The sequence below is a fragment of the Bordetella sp. genome, assembly GCF_057362025.1.
On record NZ_JBMQQZ010000037.1, the window covers coordinates 36,394 to 53,795 of the forward strand.

At 65.9% G+C, this 17,402-nt stretch carries 19 protein-coding genes and 1 tRNA gene; 11 read left to right on the forward strand and 9 right to left on the reverse strand.

The genetic code is table 11. The features are described 5' to 3' along the window. Positions 1 to 17: 17 nt before the first annotated feature. On the reverse strand, positions 18 to 695 hold the full coding sequence (locus ACO1P8_RS08410) for a DUF2848 domain-containing protein (RefSeq protein ID WP_486295433.1): 678 nt from the start codon (positions 693 to 695) through the stop codon (positions 18 to 20). 62 nt (positions 696 to 757) lie between these two features. Then, complete coding sequence (locus ACO1P8_RS08415) at positions 758 to 1,462, reverse strand: GntR family transcriptional regulator (protein ID WP_486295434.1); 705 nt, start codon at positions 1,460 to 1,462, stop codon at positions 758 to 760. A gap of 372 nt (positions 1,463 to 1,834) precedes the next feature. Between ACO1P8_RS08415 and ACO1P8_RS08420 the strand changes: the two genes are divergently transcribed. Continuing rightward, positions 1,835 to 1,910 (forward strand) — tRNA-Thr (locus tag ACO1P8_RS08420). A gap of 66 nt (positions 1,911 to 1,976) precedes the next feature. Here ACO1P8_RS08420 and ACO1P8_RS08425 read toward each other — a convergent pair. After that, positions 1,977 to 2,468, reverse strand: coding sequence for a DUF421 domain-containing protein (locus tag ACO1P8_RS08425; RefSeq protein WP_486295435.1), 492 nt, complete (start codon positions 2,466 to 2,468; stop codon positions 1,977 to 1,979). A gap of 132 nt (positions 2,469 to 2,600) precedes the next feature. Here ACO1P8_RS08425 and ACO1P8_RS08430 point away from each other — a divergent pair, with 132 nt between their 5' ends. The 4 genes from ACO1P8_RS08430 to ACO1P8_RS08445 all read left to right on the forward strand — a co-directional run bounded on the left by ACO1P8_RS08430 (position 2,601) and on the right by ACO1P8_RS08445 (position 6,806). Beyond that, the gene (locus tag ACO1P8_RS08430) at positions 2,601 to 3,104 is read left to right on the forward strand and encodes a CinA family protein (RefSeq protein ID WP_486295436.1); all 504 of its coding nucleotides are present in this window, start codon (positions 2,601 to 2,603) and stop codon (positions 3,102 to 3,104) included. Between the two features lie 215 nt (positions 3,105 to 3,319). Continuing rightward, a complete protein-coding gene (locus tag ACO1P8_RS08435; protein ID WP_486295437.1) occupies positions 3,320 to 4,165 on the forward strand; it encodes a gluconate 2-dehydrogenase subunit 3 family protein in 846 nt (281 codons plus the stop codon). Then, entirely contained in the window at positions 4,162 to 5,934 is a 1,773-nt protein-coding gene (locus ACO1P8_RS08440; protein WP_486295438.1) for a GMC family oxidoreductase, read from the forward strand. The genes ACO1P8_RS08435 and ACO1P8_RS08440 overlap by 4 nt, the downstream gene beginning before the upstream one ends. After that, positions 5,931 to 6,806 carry a c-type cytochrome gene (locus ACO1P8_RS08445; protein WP_486295439.1) on the forward strand — a complete coding sequence of 292 codons (876 nt, stop codon included), beginning with the start codon at positions 5,931 to 5,933 and terminating at the stop codon, positions 6,804 to 6,806. The genes ACO1P8_RS08440 and ACO1P8_RS08445 overlap by 4 nt, the downstream gene beginning before the upstream one ends. 30 nt (positions 6,807 to 6,836) lie before the next feature. Here ACO1P8_RS08445 and ACO1P8_RS08450 read toward each other — a convergent pair whose 3' ends face one another. Together ACO1P8_RS08450 and ACO1P8_RS08455 are read right to left on the reverse strand one after the other, a co-directional pair. Continuing rightward, a complete protein-coding gene (locus tag ACO1P8_RS08450) occupies positions 6,837 to 7,298 on the reverse strand; it encodes a hypothetical protein (RefSeq protein ID WP_486295440.1) in 462 nt (153 codons plus the stop codon). Positions 7,299 to 7,315: 17 nt separating this feature from the next. After that, positions 7,316 to 8,524 (reverse strand): zinc-dependent alcohol dehydrogenase, encoded by a 1,209-nt coding sequence (locus ACO1P8_RS08455; protein WP_486295441.1) that lies wholly within the window; start codon positions 8,522 to 8,524, stop codon positions 7,316 to 7,318. A 223-nt stretch (positions 8,525 to 8,747) separates the two neighbouring features. On the opposite strand from ACO1P8_RS08455, the gene ACO1P8_RS08460 reads away from it, so the two are divergent. The 3 genes from ACO1P8_RS08460 to ACO1P8_RS08470 all read left to right on the forward strand — a co-directional run bounded on the left by ACO1P8_RS08460 (position 8,748) and on the right by ACO1P8_RS08470 (position 11,153). Next, positions 8,748 to 9,350 carry a diguanylate cyclase gene (locus ACO1P8_RS08460; RefSeq protein ID WP_486295442.1) on the forward strand — a complete coding sequence of 201 codons (603 nt, stop codon included), beginning with the start codon at positions 8,748 to 8,750 and terminating at the stop codon, positions 9,348 to 9,350. Positions 9,351 to 9,494: 144 nt separating this feature from the next. Further along, on the forward strand, positions 9,495 to 10,247 hold the full coding sequence (locus ACO1P8_RS08465) for a GntR family transcriptional regulator (RefSeq protein WP_094842891.1): 753 nt from the start codon (positions 9,495 to 9,497) through the stop codon (positions 10,245 to 10,247). Positions 10,248 to 10,277: 30 nt separating this feature from the next. After that, entirely contained in the window at positions 10,278 to 11,153 is an 876-nt protein-coding gene (locus ACO1P8_RS08470) for an NAD(P)-dependent oxidoreductase (protein WP_486295443.1), read from the forward strand. Positions 11,154 to 11,282: 129 nt separating this feature from the next. Here ACO1P8_RS08470 and kdgD read toward each other — a convergent pair whose 3' ends face one another. Next, on the reverse strand, positions 11,283 to 12,197 hold the full coding sequence (gene kdgD, locus ACO1P8_RS08475) for a 5-dehydro-4-deoxyglucarate dehydratase (protein WP_094842893.1): 915 nt from the start codon (positions 12,195 to 12,197) through the stop codon (positions 11,283 to 11,285). 207 nt (positions 12,198 to 12,404) lie between these two features. Here kdgD and garD point away from each other — a divergent pair, with 207 nt between their 5' ends. Beyond that, the gene (garD, locus tag ACO1P8_RS08480) at positions 12,405 to 13,958 is read left to right on the forward strand and encodes a galactarate dehydratase (protein WP_486295466.1); all 1,554 of its coding nucleotides are present in this window, start codon (positions 12,405 to 12,407) and stop codon (positions 13,956 to 13,958) included. 21 nt (positions 13,959 to 13,979) lie between these two features. On the opposite strand, the gene maiA is transcribed toward garD, so the two are convergent. From maiA to ACO1P8_RS08495, 3 genes are read right to left on the reverse strand one after another with little or no spacing between them, the layout of a single operon-like run. Then, the gene (maiA, locus tag ACO1P8_RS08485; RefSeq protein ID WP_486295444.1) at positions 13,980 to 14,624 is read right to left on the reverse strand and encodes a maleylacetoacetate isomerase; all 645 of its coding nucleotides are present in this window, start codon (positions 14,622 to 14,624) and stop codon (positions 13,980 to 13,982) included. A gap of 24 nt (positions 14,625 to 14,648) precedes the next feature. After that, complete coding sequence (gene ispH, locus ACO1P8_RS08490; RefSeq protein WP_486295445.1) at positions 14,649 to 15,638, reverse strand: 4-hydroxy-3-methylbut-2-enyl diphosphate reductase; 990 nt, start codon at positions 15,636 to 15,638, stop codon at positions 14,649 to 14,651. After that, positions 15,638 to 16,102: an FKBP-type peptidyl-prolyl cis-trans isomerase gene (locus ACO1P8_RS08495; protein WP_486295446.1), complete on the reverse strand. Its 465-nt coding sequence runs from the start codon at positions 16,100 to 16,102 to the stop codon at positions 15,638 to 15,640. Before ACO1P8_RS08495 ends, ispH begins: the two co-directional genes overlap by 1 nt. Positions 16,103 to 16,209: 107 nt before the next feature. Between ACO1P8_RS08495 and radC the strand changes: the two genes are divergently transcribed. Both radC and ACO1P8_RS08505 read left to right on the forward strand, forming a co-directional pair. Next, positions 16,210 to 16,890, forward strand: a complete 681-nt coding sequence (gene radC / locus ACO1P8_RS08500) for a RadC family protein (RefSeq protein WP_486295447.1) — start codon at positions 16,210 to 16,212, stop codon at positions 16,888 to 16,890. Positions 16,891 to 17,123: 233 nt separating this feature from the next. After that, positions 17,124 to 17,390, forward strand: coding sequence for a type B 50S ribosomal protein L31 (locus ACO1P8_RS08505; protein WP_094842898.1), 267 nt, complete (start codon positions 17,124 to 17,126; stop codon positions 17,388 to 17,390). Positions 17,391 to 17,402 lie beyond the last annotated feature (12 nt).

Consider the following 17,402-nt stretch of genomic DNA (forward strand, 5'->3'; position numbering starts at 1 on the left):
TTTCCGGCGGCGCCGGTTCAGTCGGTAACAGGCAGGACGCGCACGCGGTACGCGTGGCGCAGGCTGCGGTTCAACACGGGATCATGCAGTTCGACCTCGAACTGCTCGCCATAGCCGAGCTGGCCGATCACCGTCTGCGTACCGCAGTACATGGCGGTGCCGACCGGCAGCCCCGGCTTGCCCGCATATTTTTCCGCCAGCTCGCGCGGATCGCGCAGGCTGGTCATGGGGCCTTCCTGGTACAGCGCCCGCTGGCCGTCGCGAACCCGCCAGGTACGCGACACCAATTGATCCCAATGGCCCGCCACCTCCTCGAAACGCCACAGCTCCCGGCTGACTGGCTTGGCGCACATTTGCTTGGAGACGGTTACATCGTAGGCCTCGACCTTGCGATCGGTGTGGTCCGAACCGATGCCGACCAGCAGGCCGTCGGGCGTGGACAACAGCACGGCCTCGACCTCGCCGGAGGAATCCGCGCGCGGGACTTCGATTTCCTCGTCGGTGGTGAACAGCGATGCCGCCAGCGGGTAATAGCAGGGCACGGTCGACGGCGGTTTCACGCCGATTTCCTGCAACTCGCGGATATGGTGCTGCACGGCCGCCGCGTCGCGGCCAGCCCAGCCGGCAATGACCAGGCGGTCGATGAGGATGGCGCGGTCGCCCAGCCCGGCGACGTGGAAATTCAATTGCGGCATGGCGATAAACCTCGTTTGATGCTGCGGCCGCACGGACCGCGATGAAAGTTCGCGCCCCGGCTTCAGATGGAGCGGATGATGTTCTTGCGGAATTCGTCGATGTGGGCACGGATAGCCTCGCGCGCGCCCGGGATGTCGCGGCGCTCCAGCGCGTCCAGCACGGCCATGTGCTCGTGGTAGACGTTGGCGAGGTGTCCGGGATCCTGCAAGGACAAAAACCAGAAGCGCGCCTGCTTTTCATGCAATCCGCGCAGCAATTCGGCCAGCACGCGGTTGCGCGACGCGGCCGATATCGCGTTGTGGAACTTCAGGTCCAGCTGCATCAGCCCGTTGATGTCACGGTGCTCCAGCAGCGCGGCGGAACGCTCGACGATGTCGCGCATGGCATGGATGTCGCTGCCGTGGGCGCGTTCGGCGGCCAGCGTCACGCACAGCAGCTCGTTGCTCAGCCGGACCTCGATCATATCCAGCACTTCGTTGAGCGAGAGCGGCGCCACCAGCACGCCCTTGCGCGGCAGGATGGACACCAGGCCGTCGCTTTCCAGGCGGTGCAGCGCCTGGTGTACCGGCGTGCGGCCCAGGCCGAGCAAGGCGCCCACCTGGGATTCGTTGATGGCCTCGCCAGGGCGGAATTCGCACGAAATGATGCGCCGCTTGATCTCGGCATAGGCGAGCTCGCGCAGCGCGGCGCCGGAAGACGCACGGCTGCCCGCGGCGGGCGGCGCGGCGGTGTCCTGCCTGGGAAGCTGGATGGAATGTCGAGCCATGAATATCGATCACTAAAACGCAAGTGATAATACTCTGATATATCACACTACTCGTATCAGGGATTACCCGCGACCGCCTGCGAACGACCGCCCGCATGTCGCCGCGGCGCATGTCGGAACGGCGACCGCACCATCCGAACGGGGCCCGCCTGCGGGGCATCGGGGCACTTTCCGCGCATCCAAAAACTCTGATATGATCTCGGTCTTTTCCGGGACAGCCATCCTGGAAGCGGTTCAAGATGTCTCCGTATGACATCGTCGAATCGCCAGCGGTAAACGCAAGTAGATGTGGCGGTAGATGTGGACAGTAATTGCGCAGTCGGTTGCGCATACGGTGCGCATGCAGGGGCAACCCGGCCGCGATATCTTTCAGCCGGCATAGCTCAGTTGGTAGAGCAGCGCATTCGTAATGCGAAGGTCGTAGGTTCGACTCCTATTGCCGGCACCAGATCCGAAAAGGCCAACCCATAGGGGTTGGCCTTTTGCTTTTGCTGCCCAGCGCTTTGCGGCCCGCCTACTGCCCGGCCCGCTTGATCACGCTGACCGAACCATCCGGTTCGATGTACGCGCGGCGCACCTGCGATATGTCCTCGATGCCCTTCTGCCGCAGTTCGCTGCTCAGCTCGTCGACGGTAATGCTTTCGCGCCGCATTGCGCGTTTTTGCATCTGGCCGTCCTTCACGACGCACAGCTTGGGCGGGATAAGGAAAGGCCGCAAGGCCGGACACGCATAGGCCAGGCGGTCGATGACTACGCTCCAGAAGACGATCGTGGCGATCAGCACCATGCCGTCCGGCACCGATTTGTACTCGCCGGCCATGGCATTTTGCGCGGCGTCGGCGATCAGCACCACCACCAGCAGGTCCGCCATGCCCAGCGAGCCGACGTCCCGGCGTCCCGCCACGCGCATCAGAATAAAAATGAACCAATAGATCAACGTGCCACGGATCGCGAGTTCGGCGGGCGACATGCTGAACGCAATGATGTCTTTCCATTGAATATCCATGGGGCTTTCTCCTTGTGCGGGCGCGGCGCCTGCCATGCGCCAGCTCCGGCGCCGCGTCCGTCAGCCCATCCTTAAGCAACCTCCGAACCCGGGTCCGGAGGTTGCTCGCGCATGGGCAGGGAGGAAACCATCATGAATACCATCGAACGCGTCGCCGTATTCATGCGCGACAACGATCTGACGCTGGTAACCGCCGAATCCTGCACGGCCGGCCTGATCGCCAGCATCCTGGCCGATATACCCGGGGCAGGAGCACTGCTGGACTGCGCCTTCGTCGTCTATTCCCCGGACGCCAAGCGGCGCTGCCTGGGCCTGTCGCAACGCATCCTGGACACGCACAATCTCACCAGCGAAGCGATTGCGCGCGAAATGGCCATGGGCGCCGCCGCCCGCAGTCCCGCCAATGTGGCAATCGCCAATACCGGGCTGGCCGACGGCACGGATGACGGACTGCCCCCCGGCACACAATGCTACGCCTGGGTCTTCAAGGCCAGTCCGGCCGATGCGGCGCCGGCGGTGTACGCGGAGACGCGCAACTTCGACGGCGGCAGGCATGGCATCCGGAAAGCCGCCGCGGCCTATGCGCTGGAACGGATGCCGGCCCTGTACCGGGAATGGCGCAAGGACGGCAGGTAGCCGGCCTCATTCCCGCACCTACTCATCCGTCGGCGTTCCTTGCATCGGCGGCTCCGCCGCGCATCGCCCCCCCAGGCCGTATCGACCCACACGTCCCCGGGCATGGCCCGTCGGGCGGCCGGCGCGCTCGCATGGCCTCCCCGACCGGCCGCCCTTTCCGTCGGCCATGGGCATAACAGTTGCAGTCCGAGCGGCTCTTTGCACGGAGAGGCCGCATGAAACCCAAGACCGTCGACCCCGCATCGCGCCGGCAGGTACTGAAGGCGATTACCGTCGGGCTGCCGGCCGCCGCGCTGACGGGCAAGGTATCGGCGGCGGACGGTCAGCCGCACGATGCCGCCGCGCCTGCCGCGACTGCGGCGCAGGCGGCGGCCAACCCCACCTGGAAATTCTTCAATACCGAAGAGGCCGCCCTGATGGACGCGATCGTCGCGCGGCTGATTCCGACCGACGAGCTCGGTCCCGGCGCGCGCGAGGCGGGCGTGACGGCATACATCGATCAGCAGTTGGCCGGCGCGTGGGGCGCCGGCGACCAGTTTTATCAATCCGGGCCGTTCGCGGCGGGCACGCCGCAGCAGGGGTATCAGCTTTCGTACACACCCGCGCAGATGTTCCGCACCGGTCTGGCGCGCCTGGCGCAAGCCGTGCGGCAAAGCCGCAACGGCAAGTCCTTCGCCGAACTGGACGCCGCGGCGCAGGATGAAACGCTGACACTCATGGAAACCGGCAAGCTGGACTTTTCGCCGCTGCCCTCGGCGATCTTCTTCGCCGCGCTGATGGACACCACGGTCGAGGGATTCTTCTGCGATCCCATCCACGGCGGCAACCGCGATATGGTGGGCTGGAAGCTGGTGCAGTTTCCTGGCGCCTACGCCAGTTATTCGAACGACATCGAACGGCACGGCGTGGCCTTCGTGCGCCCCCCGGTCTCCATCGCGAACAGCCCCGTCCACGATATGAAAATGAATGGCCAGCCGGTGGCCCCGATGAAGCGGGATGCCCCGCGCGATGTGCCCCGCCCACGCAGCGATCTGGGCACCGGCGCGAAGGAGACCGCATGACCCGTACACTTCCCTCCGTGGACGTCGCCATCGTGGGCGGCGGCTGGACCGGCTCGATCATCGGCAAGGAATTGGCGGCCAACGGCCAGAAGGTCGTCATGCTGGAGCGCGGCCAGCCGCGCTGGCCTTCCCCGGATTTCCAGGGCCCCATGGTGCATGACGAGGTCAAGTACGTCCGCAGGCACGCTCTGCACCAGAACGCCGCCACGGAGACCTTCACCTTCCGGAACAATATCAACCAGACCGCTTTGCCGATGCGGCGCTGGGCGTTCGCCTATCCCGGCACGCATCTGGGCGGCGCCGGCAATCACTGGTCCGGCGCCTACTACCGCTTCGACGAAGTCGAATTCCAGCTGCGATCGCACTACACCGGCAAGTACGGCGCCAACATTTTCGATGAAGACATCACCGCGCAGGATTGGCCGGTACGCTACGAGGAACTGGAACCCTTCTACGATCGCTTCGACCGCCTGATCGGTGCCTCGGGTTTCGCGGGCAACCTGAAGGGCCGGAAGCAGGAAGGCGGAAACCCGTTCGAGCCCTGGCGTTCGAACCCCTACCCCAACCCGCCGATGAAAGTGCCCTACGCGCCGGCGCTGTTCGGCGACGCGGCACGCTCGCTGGGCTACCACCCCTACGTTCAGCCCTCGGCGTTGTGCACACGCCCATACGTCAATTCCGAAGGGCTGCATATGAACGCCTGCGTGTACTGCGGCTTCTGCTCCAACTACGGATGCGAACATTTCGCCAAGGCTTCCCCGCAGGTGTGCATCCTGCCGGTGGCGATGAAGCTGAGCAACTTCGAAGTGCGCACCGGTGCGCACGTGCTGCGCGTGGAGCTGGACCGGGACAGGAAGCGCGCGACCGGCGTGACCTACGTCGATGAAGCGGGAGAGGAAGTATTCCAGCCGGCCGAACTGGTGTTCCTGTGCGCGTTCAGCATCAACAACGTCAGGCTGCTGTTGCTTTCGAAGATCGGCAAACCCTACGACCCCAAGACCAACGAAGGCGTGGTGGGACGCAACTACACGCACCAGACCACGTCCGGCGTGGGGCTCTTTTTCGACGAGAAGACGCCGATCAATCCCTTCATGGGTGCCGGCGCCGTGGCGGTGACGATGGACGACTTCTGTACGGATAACTTCGACCATGGCCCGCAGGGCTTCGTCGGCGGCGCGTATATCCAGATCCAGGTGGTCAGCGGCACGCCAATCAGCAACCATCCCGTGCCGTCGGGTACGCCGAACTGGGGTGGCGAGTGGAAGAAGGCCGTCAAGCGCTACTACAACCACGCCATACCCATCACCATTACGGGATCGGCGCTGCCAACGCGCGGCAGCTACCTGGACCTCGACCCTACGTACAAGGATGCCTGGGGCCAGCCCCTGCTGCGCATTACCTACGACTTCCCGGACAATGACATCCGCATGTCGCGCTTCGTCACCGCGAAGGGCGACGAGATCGGCAAGGCGATGCGCGGCGTCGTTCATACCGAACCCGCGCCGCGCAGCCGGCCTTATACCTCAGCCAGCTACCAGTCCACGCACCTGACCGGCGGGGCCGCGATGGGCGCGGACCCGCGCACCAGCGTGGTCAACCGGTACGGGCAATGCTGGGACGTCCCCAACGTGTTCGTCACGGGCGCGTCGCTGTTCCCGCAGAACTCCTGCTACAACCCCACGGGCACGGTCGGCGCCACCGCGTACTGGATCGTCGATGCCGTCAAGCGCGATTACCTGAAAGCTCCCGGCCCGCTGGTGAAAATATGAACGCGAACATGGCCGCGCTTGCCAAAGGCGCCGCGACGGTCGGCGCGGCGTTCATCGTGCTGGTCGCCGGCGTATCGTCGCTGTTCCGCATTCCGCCGCATCGCGAGAATCCGCCGTCGCCCGGCGCCGGGAAAGCCGCCAGCGAATCGGCGCCCGCCCCCAAGACGCCGCCGCAGGCCGCGGCGCCCGGCGCGCCCGCACCGCAGGCTGCCGCCGCTCCGCCGGCGCCGCCGCCGCGCAAGGCCACGGATTTCTCGTTCCCCCAGGCACGCTGGGAACAGCTGCTGGCTCAGGATGCCAACGCACCGATCGACGCCGCGCTGGCGAACGCCGGCAAGCCGTCGGCCGGCGTCGCGGCCTGCGCGTCCTGCCATGGTGCGCAAGGCGTACCCGCGGCCGGGACGGTGTTTCCCATCCTGGCAGGCACACCGCCCGCGTATATCGCCAAGCAATTGCTGGACTATCGCGACGGCACGCGCCAGCACCCCATCATGACGGGCATTGCCAAGGGATTGAACGACCAGGACATCGCGGCGGTGGCGCGCTACTACGGCAGCCTGCCGGCGCCGGCGATCGCCGCGCCGGCCGCGAATCCGGCCGACCGAGGCCAGCGCCTGCATGGTTTCGGAGACAACGGCCTGGCGCTGGCCGCCTGCGCGAATTGCCATGGCGCCAATGGCGAGGGCGAAGGCCCCAGTCTGCCGCGCCTGGCCGCCCAGCCTGAAGCCTATATCTCCGGTCAATTGGAGGCGTTTCGCAATGGCCAGCGCACCAACGACGACCTGGGGACCATGCGTGATATCGCCAAGCGGTTGAGCGCGCAGGACACGGCCGCGCTGGCGAAGTACTACGCCGGAATGCGGCCGCAATGAAGCGGCCGCGTTGACGCGATGCCAGGGATTTCAATGGCCGGGCTTGGTGTCCGGGCCACGATGGCCGGGCCCCTTGTCGCTGTTGGCCGCGCTGCCCTTCGCGCCGTCGTTCCTGCCCATCCCGCCTCGCGATGAGGCGCCTTCGCTGCCGGGCGGCGTATCGCTGCCGTGGTGTCCTTGCATGTCGTCGTCCGCGCGGCCGGTGGCGGGAGGCCGGCCGGTTGCGGGCGTCGCATCGCGTTTCTGCCCCTGGGCTGCTCCCGGCCCGGTCGCGCTGGAGCCCTCGGGGCTGGTAGAACCGGACTCCGGATGCTTCCATTGCCCGCCGCCGGTAGAGCCGCCGCCCTGCCCGCCCGCGCCGTGGTCGGCCTGGGCAATAAGCATCCTGGCCGCGTGCGGGGCGGCCCACGCGGGACTCGCGGCGCACAACGCGGCGCCGGACAGGGCGACCGCGATGCGGCCGGTAATCGCGTTATTCGTGCGTGGCTTCATGGGGTTCTCCTTATCGACTACGCCACCGGCGCAAGCTCTACCTTCATCCATCCCGGCTGCCGGGTGTCGAACGCCTTGTAGGCATCGATGACGGATGAAAGCGGCTCGCGCTTCGTCAGGATGGCCGCCGGATCCACCCGGCCCGACCGCACCAGCTCGATCAGCAAGGGAATGTACTTGCGGTGATTGCAGTTGCCCATGCGCACCGTCAGGTTCTTGTTCATCGCCATCCCGATGGGGAATAGGTTGTCGGTGGGCGGATACACGCCGATGATGGCCAGCGTTCCGGCCTTGGCCAGCGCCTGCACGGCCCAGTCCAAAGCCTGGGCCGGCGCATCTCCAGGTACCCAGTTTTTCCCTTGGGGATGCGCATGCGGCGCCGTCTGGCGCGACTGCGCCTCCTTGGCGGCATTCTCGTCCGGCTTGGAGGCGGGACCGTCATGCGGGTGAACCGCATCCACCCCCACTGCGTCGATGGCGCGATCCACGCCGATGCCGCCTGTCAGGCGTTTGAGGGTCTGGACCGGGTCCTCTGCATTGAAGTCTATGGTTTCGGCGCCCTGCGCCCGCGCCATGGCCAGGCGATCCGGTACGGCATCGATGGCGAAGATGCGCCCGGCGTGCATCAACTTGGCCGACGCAATCGCGAATTGCCCCACCGGGCCGCACCCGAACACCGCCACCGCGCGGCCGGGTTCGATCTGCGCCAGGTCGGCCCCGAAATATCCCGTGGGAAAAATATCGGAGAGCATGATCGCCCGCTCATCGTCGATCTCGTCCGGGAGCTTGAGCAGATTGACGTGCGCGTAGGGGATTCTCGCCTTCTCGGCCTGCAGGCCGTTGAAGCTCCCGGTCTGGTCGGGCCCCCCATAGAAGGCGGTGCCCGCGGATTTCCCATGAGGGTTGGCGTTGTCGCATTGCGCGTAATAGCCGGCACGGCAATACGAACAATATCCGCAAGCGATGGTGGACGGAATCACGACGCGGTCGCCCACCTCCAGGTTGCGGACGCCGGGGCCGACCTGCTCTACGATGCCCACGCCCTCATGGCCCAGGATCGTCCCCGGCTTCACCCCTTCCATCGTTCCGCGGATGAAATGCAGGTCGGTGCCGCATATGGCACTGGCCACCAGCCGGACGATGGCATCGGTGTCTTCTTTCAGTTGGGGATCCGGTACATCGTCCAGTCTGATGTCCCCGATCCCGTGGAATACGACAGCTTTCATGAATGACTCCTTGCAAATGGCGCGGATAGGGCGCGGACGCCGGACGCGGCGCGGGCCGGCCGGGCGGCGCATCGGCGATGCGACTCGCGCCTGACGCAGCAAGCCGCATGCGCGCCACCGTGGAGCATCGCCAGGCAACCCCAATGGCATAGGACCTGCTGAACGGCAATGCGGCCGCCGCCGTGGCCGCTCGCCGCAAAGCGAACAACCGCAAGGATCGGACATGGGAAACGAAATGCAGGACACCGGGGATGCCGCGCTGCGCATCCTGATGTACTTCATCATGCCGTTGTGGATCGCCGCCGGCGTCGCGGATTACCTTTGCCACCGCCGTACCGATATCGCGCACACGGCCGGACCCAAGGAATCGGCGCTTCACCTGCTGATGTTCGCGGAAATCGGCATCCCCCTGCTTGCCTGCCTGTTCCTGCAGGTCAACGCCCTGGTGTTCCTGGCGATGATCCTGGCCTTCATCGCGCATGAAGCCACCGCGCTCTGGGACGTGAGCTATGCGAGCCGGTGCCGCCACATCGGGCCGTTCGAACAGCACGTACACAGCTTCCTGGAATTGCTGCCGCTGGCGGCGGGCATGCTGGTCGCAGTGCTTCATTGGCCGCAATTCCTCGCGCTGGTCGGGCTGGGGTCCGAGGCGGCGCGCTGGGATGTGCAATGGAAGGATCCCCCGCTTCCCACTGGCTACGTGGCTTTCGTCCTGCTGGCGGCCGTCGTGCTGGAATTGCTGCCTTATATCGAGGAGCTGCGGCGCGGCCTGCGGGCGCGTGGCGCGACGGGAGACGCGCCGCGGAAAACGGAGGCGGACGTCTGACGGGGCGCCACGCGCGGCGCCATGAGCCGCGCTATTGCGTGTAACGCGCTTGCGGTGTATTCATATAAATCATATATATAATATCCACCACGAGCCGAATCCGGACCTCGCCTTACAATTCCGCGCCATCATTCTGGAAGCGATATGAATCATCAGCCGTCCTCGGCAGTGCCATTGGGCAGCCCGCTCTACGAACAGGTCAAAAAGGCAATGCTGACCGCGCTGGCTCACGGAGAGTGGAAGCAGGGCGAGGCCATTCCGCCAGAGAAAATCCTGGCCGAGCGGTTCGGCGTATCCATCGGCACGCTGCGCAAGGCGGTTGACGAGCTGGCCGCGGAGAATATCCTCGTGCGCCACCAGGGCCGTGGCACCTACGTCGCCGTCCACACGCGCAATTCCCATTTCTTCAAGTTCTTCCGCATCGTCCGGCAGGACGGCGATAAATCCTATCCCACCACCGAGCTGACGCGCTTTCGCCGCGTCCGGGCGACGCCGCTGGTGCGGGAAAAACTGGGCCTGCCCGCCGGCGGCCATGTCTTCGAATTCAATAACGTGCTGTCCCTGCACGGCGATGTCGTGATGTTCGATGAAGTCAGCCTGCCGGAAACGCTGTTTCCCGGCATGACGGAACGCCACCTGCGCGAACGGCCGAGCACCTTGTATAGTCTCTACCAGGACATGTTCGGCGTGAATGTCATCGCAACCGATGAACGCCTGCGGACCTGCCGCGCCAGCGCCATCCACGCGCAGTGGCTGGGCGTTCCGGAGGGCGAACCGCTGCTGCAGATTCGCCGCGTGGCCTATTCCTATCACCGCCAGCCGGTGGAATGGCGCGTTTCCCATGTGAACACCGAAGCCTACGAATATCTCGGGCAGGAATACACGGGCGGCGCCTGATCGCCGGCCCTCCTGCTTCGAGGCATCGCCATGCATATCGGATTCATTGGTCTGGGCAATATGGGCCGCGCGATCGCGGCCAATCTCATCAAGGGCGGACACACGCTGACCGTCTGGAACCGCTCGGCGCAAGCCGCCGCGCCGCTGCGCGAACTGGGCGCACGCGTGGCCGACAACGCGGCACAAGCCTGCGAAGCGGATGTCGTGTTCAGCATGCTGGCCGACGACCGGTCCGTCGAACAGGTGTTCCTGGATGGCGGCGCGCTGTCCCGCATGCGCAAGGGTACCGTCCACGTCAACATGGCCACCATCTCCATCCCGGCGGCACGCAGGCTGGCCGATGCCCACGCGGCACAGGGTGTGGGCTATGTTGCCGCGCCCGTGATGGGCAGGCCCGACGCGGCCGCCGCCGCCAAGCTGACGCTGCTGGTCGCTGGCGAAGCCGGCGCGGTGCGCATCGTCGAGCCGCTCTTTGGACTGGTCGGTCACAAGACGGTGATGCTGGGCGATACGCCGTATACCGCCAACGCCATGAAACTGACGGCGAATTTCATCCTGACCAGCGCCGTGGAGGCCTTGGCGGAAGGCGCCGCCCTGGCCAACGCCTACGGCATCGGTACCGGTACGCTGGTCGACTTGCTGACCAGCACCATCCTGCCGGGCCCGGTGCACACGGGTTATGGCGCCTTGATGACCAAGGGCAGCTACGAGCCGGCGAGTTTCCGGGCGCGTCTGGGATTGAAGGACGTGTCCCTGGCGCAGGAAGCCGCGCGGGAGGCGGGCGCCTCCCTGCCCTTGGCGGATGTCGTCGCGGCGAGCATGCGCGAGGCCATCGACCAGGGACTGGGCGACCACGACCTGGCCGTCCTGGGCCAGGTGGCGCTGAATCGCAACAAGCGTCAGTGACCCTATGGCCCGGTGATCCAACGGGCCATAGGTGATCCCATCTGGGCTCCACATTGCCGAAGCCGCCCGCAAAGCATAAGGGCCTGCTTCCCGTGAAGCAGGCCCTTTGCCATAGCCGGCCGATTGCGCTTACTGCGGTCCGAGCTTGCGGATCAGCGCGTCCAGCATGGCGCTTTCCTCTTCCGTCAGGTCCGTCAGCGGCGCGCGCACGGGGCCCGCGTCGCGGCCGACCAGGCGCGCGCCGGCCTTGACGATACTGACCGCGTAGCCGGCGCGCCGGTTGCGGATCTCCAGATACGGCAGGAAGAATTCATCCAGCAATTTGCCGACGGTGGCGTGATCGTCGGCGGCGATGGCGCGATAGAACTGCATCGCGGTCTTCGGGATGAAGTTGAATACGGCCGAGGAATACACCGGCACGCCCAGCGCCTTATAGGCCGCCGCATAGACTTCGGCGGTGGGCAGGCCGCCCAGGTAGGCGAAACGGTCCCCCATGGCGCGGCGCACGCGCACCATGTTTTCGATATCGCCCACGCCATCCTTGAAACCGATCAGGTTCGGACAGCGGTCGGCGACGCGGCGCAGATGGTCCGGGCCCAGGCGCGAATTGGCGCGGTTGTACACGATGACGCCGATCTTCAGCGACTTGCACACCTGCTCGACGTGTTCGGCGATGCCGTCCGCGCTGGCTTCCGTCAGGTAATGCGGCATCAACAGGATGCCCTTTGCGCCTAGCCGCTCGGCTTCCTGCGCGTAGGCGATCGCCGTGCGGGTCGGCCCGCCCGCCCCGGCCAGGATCGGAACCTTGCCGGCGCAGGTGTCGACCGCGGTACGGATGACATCCGCGTATTCGGCGGGCGCCAGGGAAAAATACTCGCCGGTGCCCCCGGCCGCGAACAGCGCGCTGGCGCCATACGGCGCGAGCCATTCCAGGCGCTCGATATAGGTACGCGGACGGAAGTCGCCCTGCTCGTCGAAGTCCGTGATGGGGAAGGACAACAGGCCTTCCGAGATGATTTGCTTCAGTTCTAGCGGCGTGGTCATTGTGGGGCGGTACTGGAGAGTTGCGAGGCGGGTAAGAAGTTATACGTTATCGTACAACATACATGCCCGAGTTGCCAGCGCTTTTTGGAACAGCTACTTGTCCGCCACAAAATCCAACTTGGCTGACAAGTTAGAGGAATACGTTGTACGATGACAAACATCAATTCCGCCATCGCACCGTTTAGCCGCCACTTTCATACCGACGCCATGTCCGAGCCGCGAAATCCTCTCTATATACGCATCCATGACGACGACAATGTCGCGATTGTCGTGAACGACGGCGGCTTGCCCGCCGGCGCCGTGTTCGCCGATGGACTGGCCCTGCGCGAGGCCATCCCGCAAGGGCACAAGGTCGCGTTGCGCGATCTCGCGGAGGGAGACGCCATCGTGCGCTATGGCGTCGTGATCGGCTACGCCGCCCAGCCCCTGCCGCGCGGCAGCTGGGTCAACGAACGGGTCACCACCCTGCCGGAGCCGCCCGCGCTGGATCGATTGCCGATCTCCACGCGCGTCCCGCCGCAACCCGAACCCCTGGAAGGCTACACCTTCCAGGGCTATCGCAACGCCGACGGCTCGGTGGGCACCCGCAATATCCTGGCCATTACCACCACGGTCCAATGCGTGTCCGGCGTGGTCGAGCACGCCGTCAAGCGCATCCGCGCCGAACTACTGCCGCGATATCCGAACGTGGACGACGTGGTGGGGCTGGAACATACCTATGGCTGCGGCGTCGCCATCGACGCGCCGGATGCCGTGATCCCCATCCGCACGCTGCGCAATATCGCGCTCAATCCGAACTTCGGCGGTACCGCCATGATGGTCAGCCTGGGATGCGAGAAGCTGCAGCCGGACCGCCTGATGCCGCCGGGCAGCATCCCCATCGCGGGCGGCGGCAACCGCGTCGATACGGTCACCCTGCAGGACGAGGCGCACGTCGGATTCGAATCGATGGTGGCGTCCATCATGCGGACCGCCGAGCGCCACCTGGCCAGACTGGACGCGCGACGTCGCGTCGAATGCCCCGTCTCGGACCTGGTGGTGGGCGTGCAATGCGGCGGCAGCGATGCGTTCTCGGGCATCACCGCGAATCCGGCGGTCGGTTATGCCAGCGACCTGCTGGTTCGCGCGGGCGCGACCGTCATGTTTTCGGAGAACACTGAAGTGCGCGATGGCATTGCGCAATTGACGGCGCGCGCGGCCACGCCGGAGGTGGCGCAGGCCCTGATCCGCGAGATGGCTTGGTACGACGCCTATCTTGCGCGCGGCAATGCCGATCGCAGCGCGAACACCTCGCCGGGCAACAAAAAAGGCGGCCTGTCGAACATTGTCGAGAAAGCCATGGGATCGATCGCGAAATCCGGCCGCTCGGCGATCTCAGGCGTGGTCGCGCCGGGCGAAAAGCTCGCGTCCAAGGGCCTGGTGTACACCGCCACGCCGGCCAGCGACTTCATCTGCGGCACGCTGCAACTGGCGGCCGGCATGAACCTGCACGTATTCACGACGGGCCGCGGCACCCCCTATGGGCTGGCCGAGGTGCCGGTCATCAAGGTAGCGACGCGCAATGACCTGGCACGCCGCTGGCAGGACCTGATGGACGTGAACGCCGGCCGCATCGCGACCGGCGAGGCAACGATCGCCGATGTCGGCTGGGAACTGTTCCATACCATGCTGGACGTGGCCAGCGGCCGCAAGAAGAGCTGTGCCGAGGCACTGCGGCTGCACAATGCGCTGGCCTTGTTCAATCCGGCGCCGGTGACCTGAGGCAGCGCCGGACGGGACCACCTAAGCCGCGTCGGGCTGGTTTTCCGGCGCGGCCTGCTCGAAGGCCGGCAAGGCGCGGCAAGCCGCATCGATGCGCGCGATGACCGGCATGGCCGACAGGTCGCAATCCAGCCGCCGCGCATTGAACAGCTGCGGCACCAGGCAGGCGTCGGCCAGCGTCGGGCTATCGCCATGGCAATACACGCCCGTGTCGGGCGAATCGGCCAGCATATGCTCCAGCGCGAGCAGGCCGGTTTGCACCCAGTGCCGGTACCAGGCGTCGCGCGCCGCGTCCGGTACATCCAGTTCTTTCTTCAGGTAACGCAGCACGCGCAGATTGTTCAGCGGATGAATGTCGCAGGAAATTCCCTGCGCCAGGGCACGCACCCGCGCCCGCGCAATCGGCGTGGAAGGCAGTAGCGGCGGCTGCGGGTGGGTTTCTTCCAGGTATTCGATGATGGCCATGGATTGCGTCAGCACGGCCGAGCCGTCGACCAGCGTCGGCACCATCGCCTGGGGATTCAGCCGCAGGTATTCGGGCTGGAGCTGCTGGCCGCCGTCCTTGAGCAAATGCACCGGCACATAGTCATACGCCAATCCCTTCAGGTTCAGCGCGATACGCACCCGGTAGGCGGCCGAACTGCGGAAATAACTATAAAGCTGCATGCGGGCTCCTTGGGGGATGGCCGTTCAGCGCGGCGGCTGGTCGGATTCGGCGGGCTTGCGCGCCAGCCCCCTGGGCAGCGGAAACGCCACGTTCTCTTCCAGGCCCGGCATGGTCCTGACCGACACGGCACCCAGCTCCTTGACGCGATCGATTACCTGGCGCACCAGGATCTCCGGGGCCGATGCGCCCGCGGTAATGCCGATGCGCTTGCGGCCTTGCAGCCACGAAGGATCGATGGCCTCAGCGCCGTCGACGAGGTAGGCGGTCACGCCCTTGCGTTCGGCGACTTCGCGCAGCCGGTTGGAGTTCGAACTGTTGGTGCTGCCCACGACCAGCACCAGATCGCATTCCGGCGCCAGCACCTTGACGGCGTCCTGGCGGTTTTGCGTCGCGTAGCAGATGTCGCTCTTGCGCGGTTCGATGATGGTGGGAAAACGCGAACGCAGCGCCGCCGCGACTGCCGCCGCGTCGTCCACCGACAGCGTCGTCTGGGTCACGAAGGCAAGCTGTTCAGGATCGGCGACCCGCAGGGCGTGCACGTCTTCCACCGTCTCGACCAGGTACATGCCGTCCCTGGACTGCCCCAGCGTACCTTCCACTTCCGGATGTCCCTTGTGGCCGATCATGACGATCTCGCGGCCCGCCGCGCGCATCCGCGCGACTTCCACGTGGACCTTGGTCACCAGCGGACACGTGGCGTCGAAGACGCGCAGGCCACGCTGTTCGGCCTCGGCACGCACCGCCTTGGATACGCCGTGCGCCGAAAACACCACGATGGCGCCGGCAGGGGCGTCGTCGAGTTCATCGATGAAGATCGCGCCCTTGCCGCGCAGGTCCGCGACGACATAGCGGTTGTGGACGATTTCGTGGCGCACGTAGATCGGGGCGCCGTGCAGTTCGAGGGCACGTTCGACGATCTCGATGGCGCGGTCCACGCCGGCGCAAAAGCCGCGCGGCTGGGCCAGCAGCACTTCGGCCTGCGGAGCCGTCACGGAGCGGGAAGTCGCGGTCATCAGAGCACCCCGAGAATCTGGACATCCAGCCGCAGCGCCGTGCCCGCCAATGGATGATTGAAGTCGAACAAGGCGCCGTCATCGTCCAGGGACTTCAGCACGCCCGAATAGCGGCCACCGTTGGGCGCCTGGAATTCCACCAGATCGCCCGGCTCGAAGCCGGCGTCCGCGCCGGCATGCTCGGCCAGCATGGCGCGGCTGACGCGCTGAATCAGCTCGGGGTTGCGATCGCCGTAGGCCTGTGCCGGCGGCAGCGTCACGCTGAAACTGCTGCCTTCGGCCTGTTCCAGCAGCGCGGCTTCCATGCCGGGCGCCCACTGGCCCGTTCCCAGTTGCAGCGTGGCCGGACGGCCGGTGAAGGTATCGGCGAAAACGGACCCTTCGCCCGGCCCGGAGGCGAGGACGATGCGGTAGTGCAGGGTGAGGTAGGAATCCGGACGGACAAAAACGTTCGTGCTGGGCATGGCGGTGCTCAAGATATGCCACCGTATCGGGCTGAATCCCCCATTTTAGTCCCAGGCGCGCGGGTGCCTTCGCATTACCCCGCCGCGCCATGCCAGGAGTTGCCCTCATGCCCACGCCCAAGCCATCGGATACGGACACGGAACGCCCCCGCGAACGGCTGCTGCGCCATGGCGCCTGCGTGCTGACCGACGCCGAGCTCCTGGCCGTCGTGCTGCGCACCGGCACGTCCGGGCGTCCGGTGCTTGCCCTGGCGCACGACGTCCTGGGCCATTTCGGCGGCCTGCGCGGGCTGTTCCGCGCCGGCGCGGACACGCTGGAACAGGTCCACGGCCTGGGCAGCGCCAAGATCTGCCAATTGTTGAGCGTGCTGGAACTGGCGCGCCGCGCCATGCGCGAAGACCTGGTGGAAGGCTGCGCGCTGGACCAGCCCAACCGCGTCAAGCAATACTGCGTCGCCCTGCTCGGCCATTACGACATCGAGTACTGCATTGCGCTCTACCTGGACAACCGCCTGCGGCTGATCGCCACCGGCGAAGTCGCGCGGGGCACGCTGTCGCAGGCTTCGGTCTATCCCCGTGAAGTCGTGCGCGACGCCCTGCGCCATCACGCCGCCGCGCTGATCCTGGCGCATAACCATCCCTCCGGCCTGGCGATTCCCAGCGAAGCCGACGAGCGCCTCACCCGCCACCTGAAGCAGGCGCTGGCGCTGGTGGACGTACGGCTGCTGGACCACCTGATCATCGCCGGGGGCGCCGCGCTGTCGATGGCGGAACAGGGACGGATGTGATCCTGCGCCGAGGGCAAGCCCCCCAGGCGGCCCCTTGGGGCCGTGGCTTGCGAACGGGCGACGATCGGGCTAGAATGCCGAGTTCTTTCTGGATACGTGGTGGCAGCACGAGTCGGAAAGCATGCTTGGCAATACGGCAGATAACACTGCGGCAGACAACACCGCCGCAGACAACGCCGGCCGAGGCATGCGCGAATGGCGGCCACAGGCGACCCGCACTCCTAGGAAAATCCATGAAACAGAATACGCATCCTGAATACCGCCAAGTGGTGTTCATGGACGTCCAGACGGGCGACAAGTTCATTATCGGTTCCACCATCAACACGCGTGAAACCATCGACGTGGACGGCACGACCTACCCGCTGTTCAAGTGCGACGTGACGTCCAAGTCGCATCCGTTCTACACCGGTGCGCAGACCCGCATCGTCGAGACCGGCCGTGTGGAAAAATTCCGCGCCCGTTTCGCCCGCACCACGGGTGCCGCCAAGTCGGCCTCCTGATCGCCGGCACAG

Coding starts and splice junctions, on each gene's coding strand:
- ACO1P8_RS08410 (WP_486295433.1), bottom strand. CDS start 695: ATGCCGCAATTGAATTTCCACGTCGCCGGGCTGGGCGACCGCGCCATC.
- ACO1P8_RS08415 (WP_486295434.1), bottom strand. CDS start 1,462: ATGGCTCGACATTCCATCCAGCTTCCCAGGCAGGACACCGCCGCGCCG.
- ACO1P8_RS08425 (WP_486295435.1), bottom strand. CDS start 2,468: ATGGATATTCAATGGAAAGACATCATTGCGTTCAGCATGTCGCCCGCC.
- ACO1P8_RS08430 (WP_486295436.1), top strand. CDS start 2,601: ATGAATACCATCGAACGCGTCGCCGTATTCATGCGCGACAACGATCTG.
- ACO1P8_RS08435 (WP_486295437.1), top strand. CDS start 3,320: ATGAAACCCAAGACCGTCGACCCCGCATCGCGCCGGCAGGTACTGAAG.
- ACO1P8_RS08440 (WP_486295438.1), top strand. CDS start 4,162: ATGACCCGTACACTTCCCTCCGTGGACGTCGCCATCGTGGGCGGCGGC.
- ACO1P8_RS08445 (WP_486295439.1), top strand. CDS start 5,931: ATGAACGCGAACATGGCCGCGCTTGCCAAAGGCGCCGCGACGGTCGGC.
- ACO1P8_RS08450 (WP_486295440.1), bottom strand. CDS start 7,298: ATGAAGCCACGCACGAATAACGCGATTACCGGCCGCATCGCGGTCGCC.
- ACO1P8_RS08455 (WP_486295441.1), bottom strand. CDS start 8,524: ATGAAAGCTGTCGTATTCCACGGGATCGGGGACATCAGACTGGACGAT.
- ACO1P8_RS08460 (WP_486295442.1), top strand. CDS start 8,748: ATGGGAAACGAAATGCAGGACACCGGGGATGCCGCGCTGCGCATCCTG.
- ACO1P8_RS08465 (WP_094842891.1), top strand. CDS start 9,495: ATGAATCATCAGCCGTCCTCGGCAGTGCCATTGGGCAGCCCGCTCTAC.
- ACO1P8_RS08470 (WP_486295443.1), top strand. CDS start 10,278: ATGCATATCGGATTCATTGGTCTGGGCAATATGGGCCGCGCGATCGCG.
- kdgD (WP_094842893.1), bottom strand. CDS start 12,197: ATGACCACGCCGCTAGAACTGAAGCAAATCATCTCGGAAGGCCTGTTG.
- garD (WP_486295466.1), top strand. CDS start 12,405: ATGTCCGAGCCGCGAAATCCTCTCTATATACGCATCCATGACGACGAC.
- maiA (WP_486295444.1), bottom strand. CDS start 14,624: ATGCAGCTTTATAGTTATTTCCGCAGTTCGGCCGCCTACCGGGTGCGT.
- ispH (WP_486295445.1), bottom strand. CDS start 15,638: ATGACCGCGACTTCCCGCTCCGTGACGGCTCCGCAGGCCGAAGTGCTG.
- ACO1P8_RS08495 (WP_486295446.1), bottom strand. CDS start 16,102: ATGCCCAGCACGAACGTTTTTGTCCGTCCGGATTCCTACCTCACCCTG.
- radC (WP_486295447.1), top strand. CDS start 16,210: ATGCCCACGCCCAAGCCATCGGATACGGACACGGAACGCCCCCGCGAA.
- ACO1P8_RS08505 (WP_094842898.1), top strand. CDS start 17,124: ATGAAACAGAATACGCATCCTGAATACCGCCAAGTGGTGTTCATGGAC.